The 14,654-nt window shown below is 65.6% G+C and carries 18 protein-coding genes; 12 read left to right on the top strand and 6 right to left on the bottom strand.

Translation table 11 applies throughout. The features are described from left to right. Positions 1-4 precede the first annotated feature (4 nt). Positions 5-547 (top strand): disulfide bond formation protein B, encoded by a 543-nt coding sequence (locus ACXJL8_RS05920; protein WP_456623581.1) that lies wholly within the window; start codon positions 5-7, stop codon positions 545-547. 142 nt (positions 548-689) lie between these two features. On the opposite strand, the gene ACXJL8_RS05925 is transcribed toward ACXJL8_RS05920, so the two are convergent. Next, positions 690-1,775 carry an AbrB family transcriptional regulator gene (locus ACXJL8_RS05925; RefSeq protein ID WP_456617269.1) on the bottom strand — a complete coding sequence of 362 codons (1,086 nt, stop codon included), beginning with the start codon at positions 1,773-1,775 and terminating at the stop codon, positions 690-692. Positions 1,776-1,871: 96 nt separating this feature from the next. Then, complete coding sequence (locus ACXJL8_RS05930) at positions 1,872-2,159, bottom strand: PsiF family protein (protein ID WP_456617270.1); 288 nt, start codon at positions 2,157-2,159, stop codon at positions 1,872-1,874. A gap of 204 nt (positions 2,160-2,363) precedes the next feature. Here ACXJL8_RS05930 and ACXJL8_RS05935 point away from each other — a divergent pair, with 204 nt between their 5' ends. Continuing rightward, complete coding sequence (locus ACXJL8_RS05935; RefSeq protein WP_456617271.1) at positions 2,364-2,849, top strand: hypothetical protein; 486 nt, start codon at positions 2,364-2,366, stop codon at positions 2,847-2,849. 47 nt (positions 2,850-2,896) lie between these two features. On the opposite strand, the gene ACXJL8_RS05940 is transcribed toward ACXJL8_RS05935, so the two are convergent. Further along, positions 2,897-3,445 carry a TetR/AcrR family transcriptional regulator gene (locus tag ACXJL8_RS05940; protein WP_456617272.1) on the bottom strand — a complete coding sequence of 183 codons (549 nt, stop codon included), beginning with the start codon at positions 3,443-3,445 and terminating at the stop codon, positions 2,897-2,899. Between the two features lie 111 nt (positions 3,446-3,556). Between ACXJL8_RS05940 and ACXJL8_RS05945 the strand changes: the two genes are divergently transcribed. From ACXJL8_RS05945 to ACXJL8_RS05965, 5 genes are all read left to right on the top strand, one after another. Beyond that, positions 3,557-3,985: an acyl-CoA thioesterase gene (locus ACXJL8_RS05945; RefSeq protein ID WP_456617273.1), complete on the top strand. Its 429-nt coding sequence runs from the start codon at positions 3,557-3,559 to the stop codon at positions 3,983-3,985. Between the two features lie 3 nt (positions 3,986-3,988). Continuing rightward, positions 3,989-4,477, top strand: a complete 489-nt coding sequence (locus tag ACXJL8_RS05950) for a PaaI family thioesterase (RefSeq protein WP_456617274.1) — start codon at positions 3,989-3,991, stop codon at positions 4,475-4,477. A 34-nt stretch (positions 4,478-4,511) separates the two neighbouring features. Continuing rightward, positions 4,512-4,895 carry a CidA/LrgA family protein gene (locus ACXJL8_RS05955; protein ID WP_456617275.1) on the top strand — a complete coding sequence of 128 codons (384 nt, stop codon included), beginning with the start codon at positions 4,512-4,514 and terminating at the stop codon, positions 4,893-4,895. After that, positions 4,892-5,614 carry an LrgB family protein gene (locus ACXJL8_RS05960; RefSeq protein ID WP_456617276.1) on the top strand — a complete coding sequence of 241 codons (723 nt, stop codon included), beginning with the start codon at positions 4,892-4,894 and terminating at the stop codon, positions 5,612-5,614. Before ACXJL8_RS05955 ends, ACXJL8_RS05960 begins: the two co-directional genes overlap by 4 nt. Positions 5,615-5,701: 87 nt before the next feature. Beyond that, the gene (locus ACXJL8_RS05965; RefSeq protein WP_456617277.1) at positions 5,702-6,361 is read left to right on the top strand and encodes a DsbA family protein; all 660 of its coding nucleotides are present in this window, start codon (positions 5,702-5,704) and stop codon (positions 6,359-6,361) included. Between the two features lie 77 nt (positions 6,362-6,438). Here ACXJL8_RS05965 and ACXJL8_RS05970 read toward each other — a convergent pair whose 3' ends face one another. The 3 genes from ACXJL8_RS05970 to ACXJL8_RS05980 all read right to left on the bottom strand — a co-directional run bounded on the left by ACXJL8_RS05970 (position 6,439) and on the right by ACXJL8_RS05980 (position 8,792). Further along, complete coding sequence (locus ACXJL8_RS05970; RefSeq protein WP_456617278.1) at positions 6,439-6,645, bottom strand: hypothetical protein; 207 nt, start codon at positions 6,643-6,645, stop codon at positions 6,439-6,441. Positions 6,646-6,729: 84 nt separating this feature from the next. After that, complete coding sequence (locus ACXJL8_RS05975; protein WP_456684746.1) at positions 6,730-7,797, bottom strand: carboxylesterase family protein; 1,068 nt, start codon at positions 7,795-7,797, stop codon at positions 6,730-6,732. Between the two features lie 23 nt (positions 7,798-7,820). Beyond that, a complete protein-coding gene (locus tag ACXJL8_RS05980; RefSeq protein ID WP_456617280.1) occupies positions 7,821-8,792 on the bottom strand; it encodes a S1C family serine protease in 972 nt (323 codons plus the stop codon). Positions 8,793-9,075: 283 nt separating this feature from the next. Here ACXJL8_RS05980 and ACXJL8_RS05985 point away from each other — a divergent pair, with 283 nt between their 5' ends. The 5 genes from ACXJL8_RS05985 to ACXJL8_RS06005 all read left to right on the top strand — a co-directional run. After that, the gene (locus tag ACXJL8_RS05985; protein WP_456684747.1) at positions 9,076-10,494 is read left to right on the top strand and encodes a M20 family metallopeptidase; all 1,419 of its coding nucleotides are present in this window, start codon (positions 9,076-9,078) and stop codon (positions 10,492-10,494) included. 263 nt (positions 10,495-10,757) lie between these two features. Next, entirely contained in the window at positions 10,758-12,548 is a 1,791-nt protein-coding gene (locus ACXJL8_RS05990) for a peptide ABC transporter substrate-binding protein (RefSeq protein ID WP_456617282.1), read from the top strand. Positions 12,549-12,577: 29 nt separating this feature from the next. Then, positions 12,578-13,537, top strand: a complete 960-nt coding sequence (locus ACXJL8_RS05995; protein ID WP_456617283.1) for an ABC transporter permease — start codon at positions 12,578-12,580, stop codon at positions 13,535-13,537. Then, positions 13,503-14,420: an ABC transporter permease gene (locus ACXJL8_RS06000; protein ID WP_456617284.1), complete on the top strand. Its 918-nt coding sequence runs from the start codon at positions 13,503-13,505 to the stop codon at positions 14,418-14,420. The genes ACXJL8_RS05995 and ACXJL8_RS06000 overlap by 35 nt, the downstream gene beginning before the upstream one ends. Continuing rightward, on the top strand, positions 14,420-14,654 hold a 235-nt coding region (locus tag ACXJL8_RS06005), incomplete at its 3' end, for an ATP-binding cassette domain-containing protein (protein WP_456684748.1). The genes ACXJL8_RS06000 and ACXJL8_RS06005, both read left to right, overlap by 1 nt.

The following is a 14,654-nucleotide window of genomic DNA, read 5'->3' on the forward strand; positions in this document are numbered from 1 at the left end:
TGCCGTGACGACCCAGAGTGCTGCAATACCCGCGTTCGGGCCGGCCGGCGCCGGCCCCGCGCTGACCGCCTCGCTCGCGGTCACGCTGATCGCCGCAGTGACGATTGCGGGCGCCTGGTTCTTCCAGCTCGTGCTGGAGATCCTGCCCTGTCCGCTCTGCCTGGAGCAGCGCTACGCCTATTATCTGGCGATCCCGCTCGGCGCGCTCACCGCGCTTGCGGCGAGAAGCGGCGCGCCGCGGCCGCTGCTGCTCGCCGGCCTTGCGCTCCTCGCGCTGGCGACGCTCGCCAATGCCGGGCTCGGCACCTATCACTCCGGCGTCGAATGGGGGTTTTGGAAGGGGCCGACCGACTGCTCCGGTCCCGTCATTAATCTCGGCAGCGCCGGCGATCTGTTGTCGCGGCTCGACACCGTCAAGGTCGTGCGCTGCGACGAGGTGCAGTGGCGCTTCCTCGGCCTCTCGCTCGCCGGCTACAACGTGCTGATCTCGCTGCTCATGGCCGCGATCGCCGCCTGGGGTTTTGTCCGGACGGTGAAGCGGGGTTGATCACCTCGCCCCGCTTGCGGGGAGAGGTCGATCGCGAAGCGATCGGGTGAGGGGGAGCCTCCGCGAGTCCGTCCATTACCGCGATTGTGGATGCAGCCCCTCACCCCGACCCTCTCCCCGCAAGCGGGGCGAGGGAGAAGACCTAATCGTCCACGTCGTCCTGGGTGCGGCCGAACAAATGCACGATGCCCGGGGTCGCGATCGTCACGAACACGAAGCGCGACAAATGATGGGCGCCGACGAAGATCGGGTCGATGTGCAGCGTCAGGGCCAGCGCCAGCATCGCGTCCATCGCGCCTGGCGCGAAGGCGACGACGACGTCGGAGAATTTCACTTGCGTCGTGAGCGCCACGATCGCGACGAAGATGCCGGAGACGGCGATTGCCACCGCAAACGAGCCCAGCGCCGCGTTGATATGGCCGGCGAGCGTCTTGATCCGCATCCGCGCGAAACGGCTGCCGATCAGCGCGCCGATGCCGACCAGCGCCACGCCGCGCACCCAGTTCGGCAGGCCGCCCTCGACCCAGCCCGCGCCATGCAGCACGCTGGAGCCGATCATCGCACCGAACATCCAGCTCGCCGGAAACTTGATCAGCCGCAACAGCAGCGCCAGCGCCAGCGAGGCGGCAACCAGCGCGACGAGCTCGAGCGGCGAGGCGATCACCGTCGTCAGTGACGGCGCGGCGGAGGGCGCGACGCCTGCGATCGCCAGCACCATCGGCAGCGCCGCGGTGAGGATGATGACGCGCAGGGTCTGCACCACCGCGATCCCCGGCAGATCGGCGCCGCGTTCGACCGCCAGGATCGTGATCTGCGACAGCGCGCCGGGACTGCCGGCGAGGAACGCCGAGGTGCGGTCCCAGCCATGGATGCGCTGGAGGTAATAGCTCGAGCCGAAGGTCGAGCAGAAGGTTGCGAGCGCCAATAGCCCGATGGTCAGGGGATAGGCACTGACCTGCTGGATCAAATGGCGCGAGACGACGGAGCCGAGCGATATGCCGAGCAGCACGAGCACGGTCTGGGTCAGGAGCGGCGGCAGCATGAGCTGGCGCCCGGCAATCGCGGCGATGCCGACTGCGATCATGGAGCCCGAGATCAGGCCGCCGGGGAGGCCCGCGACGAGAAACAGGAGTCCACCGGCGGTGCCGATAACAAGGGTCTCCACCGTGCTCAAAACCTTGGCACGGCTTGGCCATTCGAACGGCAGGGAGGCGGTGATTTGCTTCACGCCACCTTATTGCAAATCGGCGAGATCAGCACAATTGCAGGCTCGTCATGCCGCAATGCGYGCGCGTCTCGCCGAAGCCGAGAGGATGTGACGGACTTACTTCTTGTCCGCGGCAGCCGGGGCGGCGGTGCCGGCCTTGGCGGTCTTGATGCATTCGGAGCGGAATTTCTTGCGCTCCTTGCCGTGCAGGCCCTTGGCATCGGCCTGCTTGGAGCATTCGAGCGACTCGGCCGAATGCTCCTTCGGGGCCTTCTTGTCCACGGGGGCGGCRGTTGTGGTCTTGGTATCGGTCTTGGCTGCCGGTGCCGCGGTCTGGGCGAAAGCGGTGCCGGTGGCGAGCAGCGAGGCGAGGGCGACGACGGCGAGACGGGAGGCGAAGGTCATGGTGTTGCACTCTTCTCTTGCGGGAATTGCGAAGAGAGCAAAAGTCGGCCCGCGTTGCTGAACGCGACATGAATAAATCCAAACGACGGGATCACTATATTTTGGCCGCGAATGCCATCGCTTCCTTGTCGGAAGCCGCGAGCACGCTAGGATAGCAATCCTCGTTTCGCTTCCGTCGGGGAAGACCAAGGAGGAGACCTCAGGATGACCATTCAATCAAAATTGTTGTGTGCGGTTGCGGTGTCGGGATTTGCCGCGTTGGTGGCGAGCGCGCCGGCACAGGCGCTGACCTCGCAGGAGTGCAGCGCAAAATATCAGGCGGCCAAGAAGGATGGCTCGCTCGGCACCATGAAGTGGAATGATTTCCGCAAGGCCCAGTGCGGTGCGGACGCAATGCCCGCCGCTGCGCCAGCCGCGGCTGCGCCGGCCGCTCCCGCCGAGAAGCAGGCCAAGAAGGAGGTGGCCCCCGCTGCCGCGCCAGCCCCGACCCTGCCGGCCGGACCCGCGATCTACCCGAATGCGGTGGACCCGAAATATGCCAAGGAGACCGCCGGCAAGGCGCGCCTGCACACTTGCGTCGACCAGTACAACGCCAACAAGGCCACCAACGGCAATGGCGGCATGAAGTGGATCGAGAAGGGCGGCGGCTATTACAGCGAATGCAACAAGAAGCTGAAGGGCGCCGCCTGAGGCTTCGAGACGATGCGGAGGCCGGAGCCAGGCTCCGGCCTCCTGCTTTAATCCAATAGCTTCTCGGCCGATTTCGCCACGAGCTGCGACCGCTTGCGCGCCCCGCGTTCGACGAACAAGAGGCTCTGGCCGAAGATGAAGCAGTAGAACAGGAACGCCTGCGCGTCCGCCTCCTCCGCCGCCAGCCCGGTGGCGCGATAGAGTTCGGCGACATGCTTGAGGCGTGCCGCATCGACGCTCGCGACCGCCGCCGCCGCGCTCTCGTCCGCGCGGGCCCACTGCCGGATCGCAAGCTCGATCGCCATGCCCTCGGGATTTAGCCGCTCGGAATAGAGCTGGATCACCGCCCTCAGCCGCTCGCGCGGGGCTTGTCCGTCGAGGCTGGTCTGCTGCGCGATGGCCGCCGTGCGCCCCTCGCGCCAGCGTTCCAGCATGGCGTCGAGCAGCGCGGCGCGGTCGGCGAAACGGCGGTAGAAGCCGCCTTTGGTGACGCCCAAATTCTTGGCGAGCACCTCGACCCGCACCCCCTCGACCCCCGAGCGGGCGAGCTCGGTAAACCCCGCCTCGACCCAGACATCGCCCTTGCCGTCGCTCATGAAGGAAGCCTCACCGGTTCTTGATACGGTGCCGTATTGCTAACGCGGAAGGAGGCTGATACGCTACCGTATCAACAATCAAAGGGCGAAAACGGGCAGGGAGAAATTGCGATGGCGCAGGAGGCGACCTATCGCGGCACGGTCTATCCGTGGCAGTGCGATCACGTCGGTCACATGAACATCATGTGGTATGTCGGCAAGTTCGACGAGGCCAACTGGAATCTGTTCGCCCGGCTCGGGCTGACGCCGAGCTATCTGCGCTCATCCGGCCGCGGCATGGCTGCGGTGCAGCAGAACATCACCTACAGGCGCGAGCTGCTCGCCGGGGACATCGTCGAAATCCGCAGCCAACTTCTGGAGCTGCGCGAAAAGTCGATCCGCTTCCGGCACGATATGATCAATGCCGAGACCGGCGAGATTGCCGCGTTCTGCGAGATCACCGGCGTGCATATGGACCGCGGCTTGCGCAAATCGGCGCCGTTCGCGGACGCGATCCGCGAGGCTGCCATGAAGCAGCTCGCCGAACCGGCCGAGGCCTGAGCCATGGCCGCGTTCGAGCCGAAAAACCCGGGCTATCGCGCAGCGGCCATCGCCATGTTCGACGGCCAGCCGGCGATGCACACGCTCGGCATCGTGATCGTCCGCCTTGCGCCGGGAGAGGTCGAGCTGGCAATGCTGCATTCGCCGGCCTTCACGCAGCAGAACGGCTTTGTCCATGCCGGCATCATCACCGCAGGGCTCGACAATGCCTGCGGCGTGGCGGCCTTCACGCTGATGCCGCGTGAAGCCGACATCCTCACCGTCGAGTTCAAGACCACGCTGCTCGCACCCGCCCGCGGCGAGCGTTTCGTGTTCAAGGCCGAAGTCGTCAAGCCCGGCCGCACGCTGACCTTCTGCGAGGCCAGGGCCTTTGCCGAGCACGATGGCAAGACCACGCCGATCGCCACCATGACCGGCACGCTGATGGCGATGTTGCCTCGCGCCGCGGCTCCGCAGATGCCACGCGCGGCCCACACCCAGCGCGGCGATTGACAAGCCTGCCGACGCATCCCTTGATGCGACCGTCATGCTTGCGAGTCTCGGTCTCATCCTGCTCTGTCAATTGATCGGCGAAGCCGTCGTGCGCGGCCTCGGCCTGCCGCTGCCGGGGCCTGTGCTCGGCCTGCTGCTGCTCCTGATCCTGCTGCTCGCCCGCGACCGCTTCGCGATCCTGGTGCGCGGGCCGCTGCGCGATGGCGGGGTGGAGACCGCAAGCAAGGGCCTGCTCGCGCATCTCTCGCTGCTGTTCGTGCCGGCCGGCGTCGGCGTCGTGCAGAAGCTCGACCTGCTCGAATCCCACGGCATCGCCATCATGCTGGTGCTCGCGCTCTCGGTCGCGATCACGCTGCTCGCGACCGTCTTGACCTTTCGCCTCGTCAGCCGCCTGCTGCGGCAACAGGACGTGCGATGAAGGACAATCCGTTCTCGCTCTGGGTCTATCTTTCGCAATCGCCGCTGCTCTGGCTGACCGTGACGCTATTGGTCTATGCGACCACGGATGCGGTGTCGCTGGCGACGCGGCGCCATCCGCTCGCCAATCCCGTGCTGCATGCGATGTGGATCATCGGTGCGTTCCTGCTCGCGACCGGCACCTCCTACACCACCTATTTCGCCGGCGCGCAGTTCGTGCACTTCCTGCTGGGTCCCGCCACCGTCGCGCTCGCCGTGCCGCTCTACGAGAACCGCACGCGCGTGGTCGCCTCCATCGTGCCGATGCTGGTGGCGCTGGCCGCGGGCTCGGTCGCGGCGGTGGTGTCGGTGGTGCTGCTGGCGGAATTCGCCGGCCTGCCGCGCGAGGTGGTGCTGTCGCTGGCGCCGAAATCGGTCACGGCGGGTGTCGCCATGGGTATCAGCGAATCCCTGCATGCCGATCCCTCGCTGACGGCGGTCGCGGTCATTCTTACCGGCATCATGGGTGCGATCATCGTGACGCCGCTGATGAACCGCACCGGTATCACCGATTTCCGTGCCCGCGGCTTTGCCGCGGGTCTTGCCGCGCATGGCATCGGCACCGCACGCGCCTTCCAGGTCGACGAGATCGCCGGCGTCTTCTCCGGCATCGCCATGAGCCTGAACGCTCTGGTGACCTCGTTCCTGGTCCCGCTGGCGATCACGCTGCTGGTGCGATGACATTGTGGCCGCGACACTCTATATGATCCGTAACAATTCGCGGTCCCGATCCGTATTTGCGGCGATGGGACCGAAACGGGACAAGATATGACTGGATTCAGGAGGAAGGGCCTCGCGCCGACGCGCCGTACGGCGTTGACGCTGATCGGGGCGGGCGCCCTCGCAGTGGGCAGTATCAGCCTGGCGCGCGCGGCCGCCGACGATGATGAGGTGCTGACTGAAGCCAAGGTGCTGCGCGATCCGGACGTTCCTGTCGCCGGCAATCCCGACGGCAATATCAGCATCATCGAATGGTCGGACTACAATTGTCCCTATTGCCGCAAGCTCGAGCCCGAGCTGCGCCAGGTCGTCCAGGACGACGGCAAGGTGCGGCTGGTCATGAAGGACTGGCCGATCCTCGGGCCGGTGTCGGTCACGGCGGCGCGGATCGCGCTCGCCGCGAAATTTCAGGACAAGTACCACCAGGCCCATGACGCCATGATGGGCGTCAGCTCGCGGCTGACCGAGCCGCGCATCAACGAGCTGCTCGCGGCGGCCGGTGTCGACATGGATCGCCTGAAGCGCGACCTCACCGATCGCGCCAAGGACATCGACGCCGTCCTCAAGCGCAACAACGACCAGGCCGAAGCCTTCGGCTTCCGCGGGACCCCGTCGTTCATCGTCGGCAAGTACCGCGTGCCGGGCGTGCTGAGCATGGCCGAGTTCGAGCAGGTCATCGCCGACGCCCGCAAGGCCAAGATGAACTGACGCGCGTAACGTTGATCGTCGCCAATACAAAGGCGCCGCCGCGGATCGCGACGGCGCCTTGTTCATGATACGGCGTGCTACTTCGACGAGATCCGGACCCAGTCCTTGTGCGCGCGGTCGCGCAACGCGTCCCAATCGGCCTTCGCGACATCCCAGTTCACGATGGTGCGATTGGTGGTCGCGACCTCGCCATTGGCGACCGACGACGTCTGCATCGAATCATGGATATAGACGCCGCCAGCAAGCAGTAGCGCGCCCAAAATCATTCCGAAAAACGTCCGCATAGCTAACCTCCGGTGACGGGCGATAACGTCGGCCCGGAGTGAAGGTTCCGCGGCCATGCGGCGCATCTAAGGAGAGGTCGTTCATTATCCGTTCAGCCACGCCAACAGCTCCGCGTTGATCTCGCGCGGATAGGTGTGGCTGAGATCATCGATCTCGCGATAGGTGACGTCGGCGCCGGCGGTCGATAGCGCCGCCTGCGATTGCCGCGCGGTCTGCACCGGAAACATCCAGTCGAGCTTGCCGTGGGTGATGAAGATCGGCAGGCCCTGCATGCGCGTTGCGTCGGCCATTTCCGCCATCAGCGAATGGAAAGTCGCGGACACCGGCGCGAGATGCGTGAACGGCGAGCTGCCGTCAAGCCCGCTGACATAACAGAAGGTGCCGCCGTCGCTCATGCCGGTCAGCAGCATGCGCGAGCCGTCGATGCTCCAGCGGCTCCGCATGGTCTCGAGGATGCGCATGAAATTGGGCGTGTCGGTGTCATCGCCCATCAGTGCCCAGGTCTGGCCGGTCGCGGTCGGCGCCACCAGGATAGCGCCAAGACTGCGGGCATCGCGCAGCCAGCTCCACAGGAAGCCGCGGCCGTTGCCGCTGCCGCCATGCAGCGCCATCACCAGCGGCCAGGTCCGGTCGGGCGTGTAATATTCGGGCACGTAGACCGAGAAGCCGCCGCGGCTGCCGGGCTCGTTGTGATCGTGGAAGATGCCGGTGTGCTCGCTTGCGCCGGCCGCCAGCCGCGCCAGCAGGTTCTCATCATCGCGCTTCGCCGCGTTGAGAAAGAAGCTGCTCACGGGCGGAAACTGCACGGCAAGCGGATAAAGCGCCTCCAGCGCGCGCGGCACGTGGCGCAGTGCGCGGAAGACCGCAACCAGATCGCCATTGCCGCGCTCGACGTCGCGGATACCGGCGAAGGCGGCGAGCGTCTCGTTGCAGGCTCCGTCCAGCTGGCTGCGCAGCCCGGCAAACTGCTCCGGCCACTCGCCGATCGCCGCGCGTGCAGCTTGCAGCGCCTCGTCGGGCGCGCCGATCGCGTTCATCACGGAGCCAAAGGCCGGCGGGTGCAGGTTTCGCTGGAAGAAGCCGAGCGCTTCCAGCGCCTTGAGCAGCGGCGGCAGCACGGCCACGATGTCGTCCACCACGGCCTCGGTCATCGCCGCTTCCTTAAGCCTTGGGATCAGTGCAGCTTCGGCGCCTTCAAAAGCTTGAAGCGGTCGGTCGACGTCACCGTCACGTCGAAGGTGACGCCCTCATGATGCACGGTGAGCGGCACGTCGACGCCGGCGGCGCCGAGCGCCCACATCTTCTTGTAGAATGCCGTCTGGCTCGTGACCTTGTCGCCGGCCACCGCGAGGATGACATCGCCGGTCTTGAGCTCGGCGCGGGCGGCGGGACCGTTGGCGGAGATCCCGATCACCACCACGCGGTTGTCGATCTCGGTGGAGTAGAGCCCGAGCCAGGGGCGAGCCGGCTTGTTGACGCGGCCGAACTTGCGAAGATCGTCGAGGATCGGGTTCAACAGGTCGATCGGCACGATCATGTTGACGTGCTCGGCCTTGCCGTCGCGCTCACGCTCGAGCTGGAGCGAGCCGATGCCGATCAACTCGCCGCGCTCGTTGAGCAGCGCCGTGCCGCCCCAATTGGGATGGGCGGGATAGGTGAAGACGGCCTCGTCGAGCAGATATTCCCAGTAGCCGGCGAATTCCTGCTTGGCCACGATCTGGCTCGCGACCGAGCGCGTCCGTCCGCCGGCGCCGCCGACCACGACGCGGTCGCCGAGCCGGGTGGCGGCGGACGAGCCGAGTGGCAATGGTTCGATCTCGAGCCGGCCGAGCGCCTGCACCAGGCCGAAGCCGGTCACGGCATCGAAGCCGAGCACATGTCCTTCCACCACGCGCCCATCGCCGAGATGCAGCCACACCGACTCCGCTTCGGTGATGAGATAGCCGATGGTGAGCACGAGCCCGTCGTCGATCACGACGCCGTTGCCGGCGCGCTCGGTGCCCAAAGTCTCGGCGCTGAAGGCGTCCGGCGGGATGATGGCGTGCAGGCCGACGACGGACGCGAGCGCGCGGTCGAGATCGAAACCGTAGTCGCTGGCGCGCGGCTGATTGGCCGGCGGCACTCTCCATTCGGTCAGAGCGGGCATGGAGTTCTCCTGGCTGGGAGCATGGTTCCGCCGATGCTGCGGAGGATGCACGAAACACGGATAATTTAGGCCGGAGGCGGYCGTCTTGAAAGCCTCGTTCTCCAACTATTCCAGAGAACGCCGTGTGAATTCTTTGAAAGGAACGGTTCGTGCACAACCGGCAGGCGGACGCCTCGACCCGGCATCGGCCGCATGGCTGCTGTCCGGCGAGGTGCTAGGCGGGGTGCAATGAAGCTGCTAACCATTGCCGCTTCGTTTTGACCAAGGGATCACGGACCGAAGCATGGACAACCGCAGCGACATCTGGCGTGGCGTCGATACGATCAAGGCGCGTTTCATCGACCTCAGCGACAAGGTCTGGGGCATGCCCGAGGTGTGCTACACCGAGGCGCGGTCCGCCGCCGAGCATCTTGCCGAGCTGCGCCATCAGGGTTTCCGCATCACCGAGAACGTCGCGGGCATCCCGACGGCGGTGACGGGCGAGTGGGGCGAGGGCGGACMGGTCATCGCCTTCATGGGCGAATATGACGCTCTGCCTGGGCTCAGCCAGGAGGCGGGCGTCGCGGAGCCCCGTCCGATCGAAGCCGGCGGCCACGGCCATGGCTGCGGTCACAATCTGCTCGGCTCCGCCGCACTGCTCGCGGCGACCGCGGTGAAGGACTGGCTCGCCGCGAACAAGGTGCCGGGCCGCGTGCGCTATTATGGCTGCCCGGCTGAAGAAGGCGGCGCGGCAAAGGCCTTCATGGTGCGCTCCGGCGCGTTCGAAGACGCCGATATCGCCATCACCTGGCATCCGCACAGCTTCTGGGAAGTCGCGGTGACGCCGTCGCTTGCGAACACCCGCGCCGATTTCATCTTCACCGGCCGCACCTCGCATGCGGCAGCTTCGCCGCATCTCGGCCGCTCCGCGCTCGACGCGGTGGAGTTGATGAATGTCGGCGTGAACTACATGCGCGAGCACATGCCGAGCGACGCGCGCGTCCACTACGCGCTGCTCGATACCGGCGGCATCGCCCCCAACGTGGTGCAGGCCCATGCCCGGGTGCGCTACTCGATCCGTGCCCGCGATCTTCCCGGCATGAACGAACTGGTCGGGCGTGTGAACAAGATCGCGCAGGGCGCAGCCCTGATGACCGAGACCAAGATGGAGATGAAGATCATCTCCGCGGTCTCCAACATCCTGCCGAACACGCCGCTGGAGCAGGCGCTGCACCGGGTCATGGAAGAGCTTGGACCGCCGCATTTCGACGACGCGGACAAGGGCTTCGCGACCCAGATCCGCGCGACGCTGAGCGACAAGGATATCGCGTCGGTCTATTACGCGATCGGCATGGAGCCGACCGATCGGCCGCTGGCCGACTTCCTGGTGCCGCTCGACTCCAAGCGCAATCCGCTGGTCGGCTCGACCGACGTCGGCGATGTGAGCTGGGTGGTGCCGACCGTGCAGGTTCACGCACCCACGGTTGCAATCGGCACGCCCTTCCACACCTGGCAGGTGGTGGCGCAGGGCAAGAGCGCGCACGCCCACAAGGCCATGGTGCAGGCGGCCAAGGCGATGGCCGGAATCGGTATCAAGGCGCTGACGGAACCGGAGCTGATCGAGGCCGCGAAGGCGGACCTCACGAAGCGGACGGCCAAGACACCTTATGTGTGCCCGCTGCCGGACCATGTCGCGCCGCCGCTCGACATGTCCGTGGCGTAGAATTCCGTCTCGATACTTTCGTCTGATCCGGCGAACAAATTTTCCGCAGTGCAACGCGGAATCCGGCGCCTTTTGTCGCCGGATTGCCGAACCCTTGGGCTGCGGAACACGGTTTTGCCCAACGGACAGCCAGAACACCGTTTGCATACACACGGTCGCAGTTGACGGGCACCCTATTCGGTGTGCCATCTACGGCCAGCCAAACCCGGCGGCCGCACCTCGCGGCCGCCTGCATCCTTACGGGAACCAGACGGGGGACAACCATGCTGGATAAAGAACTGCGTTCGATGATCGGCCAAGTGAAGGACGGACGGATGGATCGCCGTGCCTTCATCCAGCGTCTCGCCGCTGTCGGCCTCACCGCACCGCTGGCCAACCAGATCCTCGCGCTTGGTGGCGTCGCCATGGCGGAAGGCGTTTCGACCTACAAGCCGACCAAGCGCGGCGGCGGCGGTGCGCTGAAGCTGTTGTGGTGGCAGGGGCCGACCCTGCTCAATCCGCATTTCGCCACCGGCACCAAGGACCAGGACGGTTCGCGCCTGTTCTACGAGCCGCTGGCCTGCTGGGATCCGGACGGCAACATGAAGCTGGTTCTGGCCGCCGAAATCCCATCGATCCAGAACGGCGGCCTCGCCGCCGACGGCAAGTCGGTGACCTGGAAGCTCAAGCCCGGCGTCAAATGGCACGACGGCAAGCCGTTCACCGCCGACGACGTCGTGTTCAACTGGGAATACGCCAAGGATCCGGCGACCTCGGCGGTCACTATTGCGACCTATCGCGACATCGTCGTCGAGAAGGTGGATGACCTCACCGTCCGCATCCTCTTCAACAAGCCGACGCCGTTCTGGGCCGATGCTTTCGTCGGGGCTCCGAACTCCATGATCCCCAAACATCTGTTCGCGGATTACAAGGGCGCGAAGTCCCGTGAGGCGCCGAACAATCTCTCGCCTGTCGGCACCGGCCCGTACAAATTCCTCGAGTTCAAGCCAGGCGATCTCGTCCGCGGTGAACTCAACCCCGACTATCACATGCCGAACCGCCCGTATTTCGACACGCTCGAAATGAAGGGCGGCGGCGATGCCGTCTCGGCGGCGCGCGCGGTGATCCAGACCGGCGAATACGATTTCGGCTACAACATCCAGGTGGAAGACGACGTGCTGTTGCGCCTGGAGAAGGGCGGCAAGGGCAAGGCCATCTACGCCGTGGGCGGAGACACCGAGTTTATTGCGCTGAATTTCACCGACCCGAACACCGAGGTCGATGGCGAGCGCTCCTCGATGAAGACGAAGCACCCGCTGTTCTCCGATCCCGCGGTGCGCAAGGCGCTGGCGCTGCTGGTCGATCGTGAAGCGGTGAAGAAGGTGATCTACGGCCGCGCAGGCCGCACCACGGCGAACTTCCTCAACGGTCCCGAGAAGTTCGTCTCCAAGAACACGAGCTGGGAATTCAGCATCGAGAAGGCGTCGAAGATGCTGGATGACGCCGGCTGGAAGCCGGGTGCGGACGGCATCCGCGAGAAGGACGGCAAGAAGCTGAAGCTTCTGTACCAGACCTCGATCAATGGTCCGCGCCAGAAGACCCAGGCCATCGTCAAGCAGGCCTGCCAGAAGGCGGGCATCGACGTCGAGCTGAAATCGGTCGTCGCCTCGGTGTTCTTCTCCTCCGACGCCGGTAATCCCGACATCTACCCGAAGTTCTATGCCGACATGGAGATGTTCCAGATCCCGATGAGCCAGCCGGATCCGTCCCAGCACATGCGGCGCTATATGTCGGCGAACGTGGCGACCAAGGAGAACAAGTGGCAGGGCCAGAATTTCCCGCGCTACGTCAACCCGGAGTATGACGCCACGATCCTGGCCGCGGAAGGCGAGATGGACCCGGTCAAGCGCGCGGCGCTCTACATCAAGGCCAACGATATCCTGATCGGCGACACCGTGTTCATCCCGGTGCAGCATCGCCTCAAGGTGGAGGCGGCCGCCAACAACCTGGTTTGCGTGGTCAGCGGTTGGGCGAACGAGACCGACAACCTGTTCGATTGGTACCGGGAGGCATGATCGCGCAGGCCTAGGCGGGGTCTTTCCCTATGAGTCAATATGTCCTGCGTCGCCTGCTGATCGCCATTCCGAGCCTGCTCGGCATTTCGCTCGTGCTGTTCGTCGTGCTGGCGCTCGCCCCCGGCGATCCCTTTTCGGAACTGGCGACCAATCCGAACGTACCGCCCGAAGTCGCTGCCTCGCTTCGGGCGAAGTTCGGCCTCGACGATCCGATCTATCTGCGCTACCTGCACTGGCTCTCCGCCATGGCGCATGGCGATTGGGGGTTTTCCTTCGTCAGCCGGATGGACGTCGATGCGCTCATCCTCCAGCGCCTGCCGGCGACGCTCTATGTGATCGGCTCGGCGCAGATCCTGGCGCTCCTGATCGCGATTCCGGTCGGGGTCTACGCGGCGACCAAGCCGTATTCACTGTTTGACCAGATCGCCAACGTGCTGGCCTTCGTCGGCTTCTCGCTGCCGACCTTCTTCACCGGCATCCTGTTCATCCTGATCTTTTCGGTCACGCTGGACTGGCTGCCCTTCGTCTATTCCAGCGACATCAAGGCCACCGGCATCCGCTGGGTGCTGGAGATGATCCGGCAGGCGATCATGCCGGTGGCGGTGCTGGGCCTGTTCCAGGCGGCGTCGATGACGCGCTTCGTGCGCTCGGCGATGCTGGACGTGATCCGGCTCGACTACGTCACCACGGCGCGCGCCAAGGGCCTCGGCCAGGCCAAGGTCATCGTCAAGCACGTGATGCGCAATGCGATGATCCCGGTCGTCACGCTGATCGCGCTTCAGATGCCGGCGGTGTTCGGCGGCGCCATCGTCACCGAGCAGATCTTCCGCATCCCCGGCATCGGCTCGCTGCTGATCTCCTCCATCCTTTCCAACGACACGCCGGTGGTGATGGCCGTCACCTTCGTCTTCGCGTGCCTTGTAGTCCTGTTCAATCTCATCGCGGACGTCCTTTATGGCTGGCTTGACCCTCGCATCTCCCTCCGCTGAGCGGCGGGTCTACTCGCCCTGGCGCGAGACGTGGCGGCGCTATAGCCGCCACAAGCTTGCCGTGGTCAGTGCGTTCCTGCTCCTCATCCTGGTCCTGGCGGTGGTGCTTGGCCCCTTCGTCTGGCGGGTCAAGATCGACGAAATCGATATCGTGGCGGGCATGCAGGGGCCGTCGCTCGCCCATCCCTTCGGCACTGACGATCTCGGCCAGGACATCCTCGCGCGCATGATCTATGGCGGGCGCATCTCGCTCGCGGTGGGCCTCGCCGCGATGCTGGTGTCGGTGTTCGTCGGCACGCTGATCGGAGCGCTTGCCGGCATGTCGCGCGGCGCGCTCGGGCACGGGCTGATGTGGCTCACCGACCTGTTCTTGTCGCTGCCGCAATTGCCGCTGCTGCTGCTGCTCATCTATCTCTTCCGCGACGGGCTGAAAGCCGCGTTCGGCCCCGAAGGCGGCATCTTCATCCTGATCGTGCTCGTGATCGGCGGACTGCGCTGGATGCCGGTCGCCCGCCTCGTGCGCGCGCAGTTCCTGTCGATCCGCGAAAAGGAGTTCGTCGAGGCCGCCCGTGCGCTCGGTGCCAGCCCGGTGCGGCAGGTGGTGCGCCACATCCTGCCCAACGCGCTCGGCCCGGTGATCATCGCCGGCACCATCGACGTCGCCGCCGCCATCATCGCGGAATCGACGCTGTCCTTCCTGGGTCTCGGCTTTCCGCCGGATACCCCGACCTGGGGGCGGCTGTTGTACGACGCCAAGGACTTCCTCGACATCGGCCCGCACTGGGCGCTGTTCCCGGGCGGCGCGATCTTCATCGCGGTGGTCGCCATCAACTTCATCGGCGACGGCCTGCGTGACGCGCTCGATGCGCGACGGGTGATCTGATGGCGCCGCTGCTCCAGATCAAGGGCCTGAAAACCCACTTCTCCACCGACGACGGCATCTTGCAGGCCGTCGACGGCGTCGACATTTCCATCAACAGGGGCGAGACGCTCTGCGTCGTCGGCGAGTCCGGTTGCGGCAAGACCGTCACCGCGATGTCGATCCTCAAGCTGATCGCGATGCCGCCGGGCCGCATCGCGGCGGGCGAGATCATCTTCGAGGGCCGCGATCTGGTGC

The organism is Bradyrhizobium sp. P5_C11_2, from assembly GCF_054049755.1.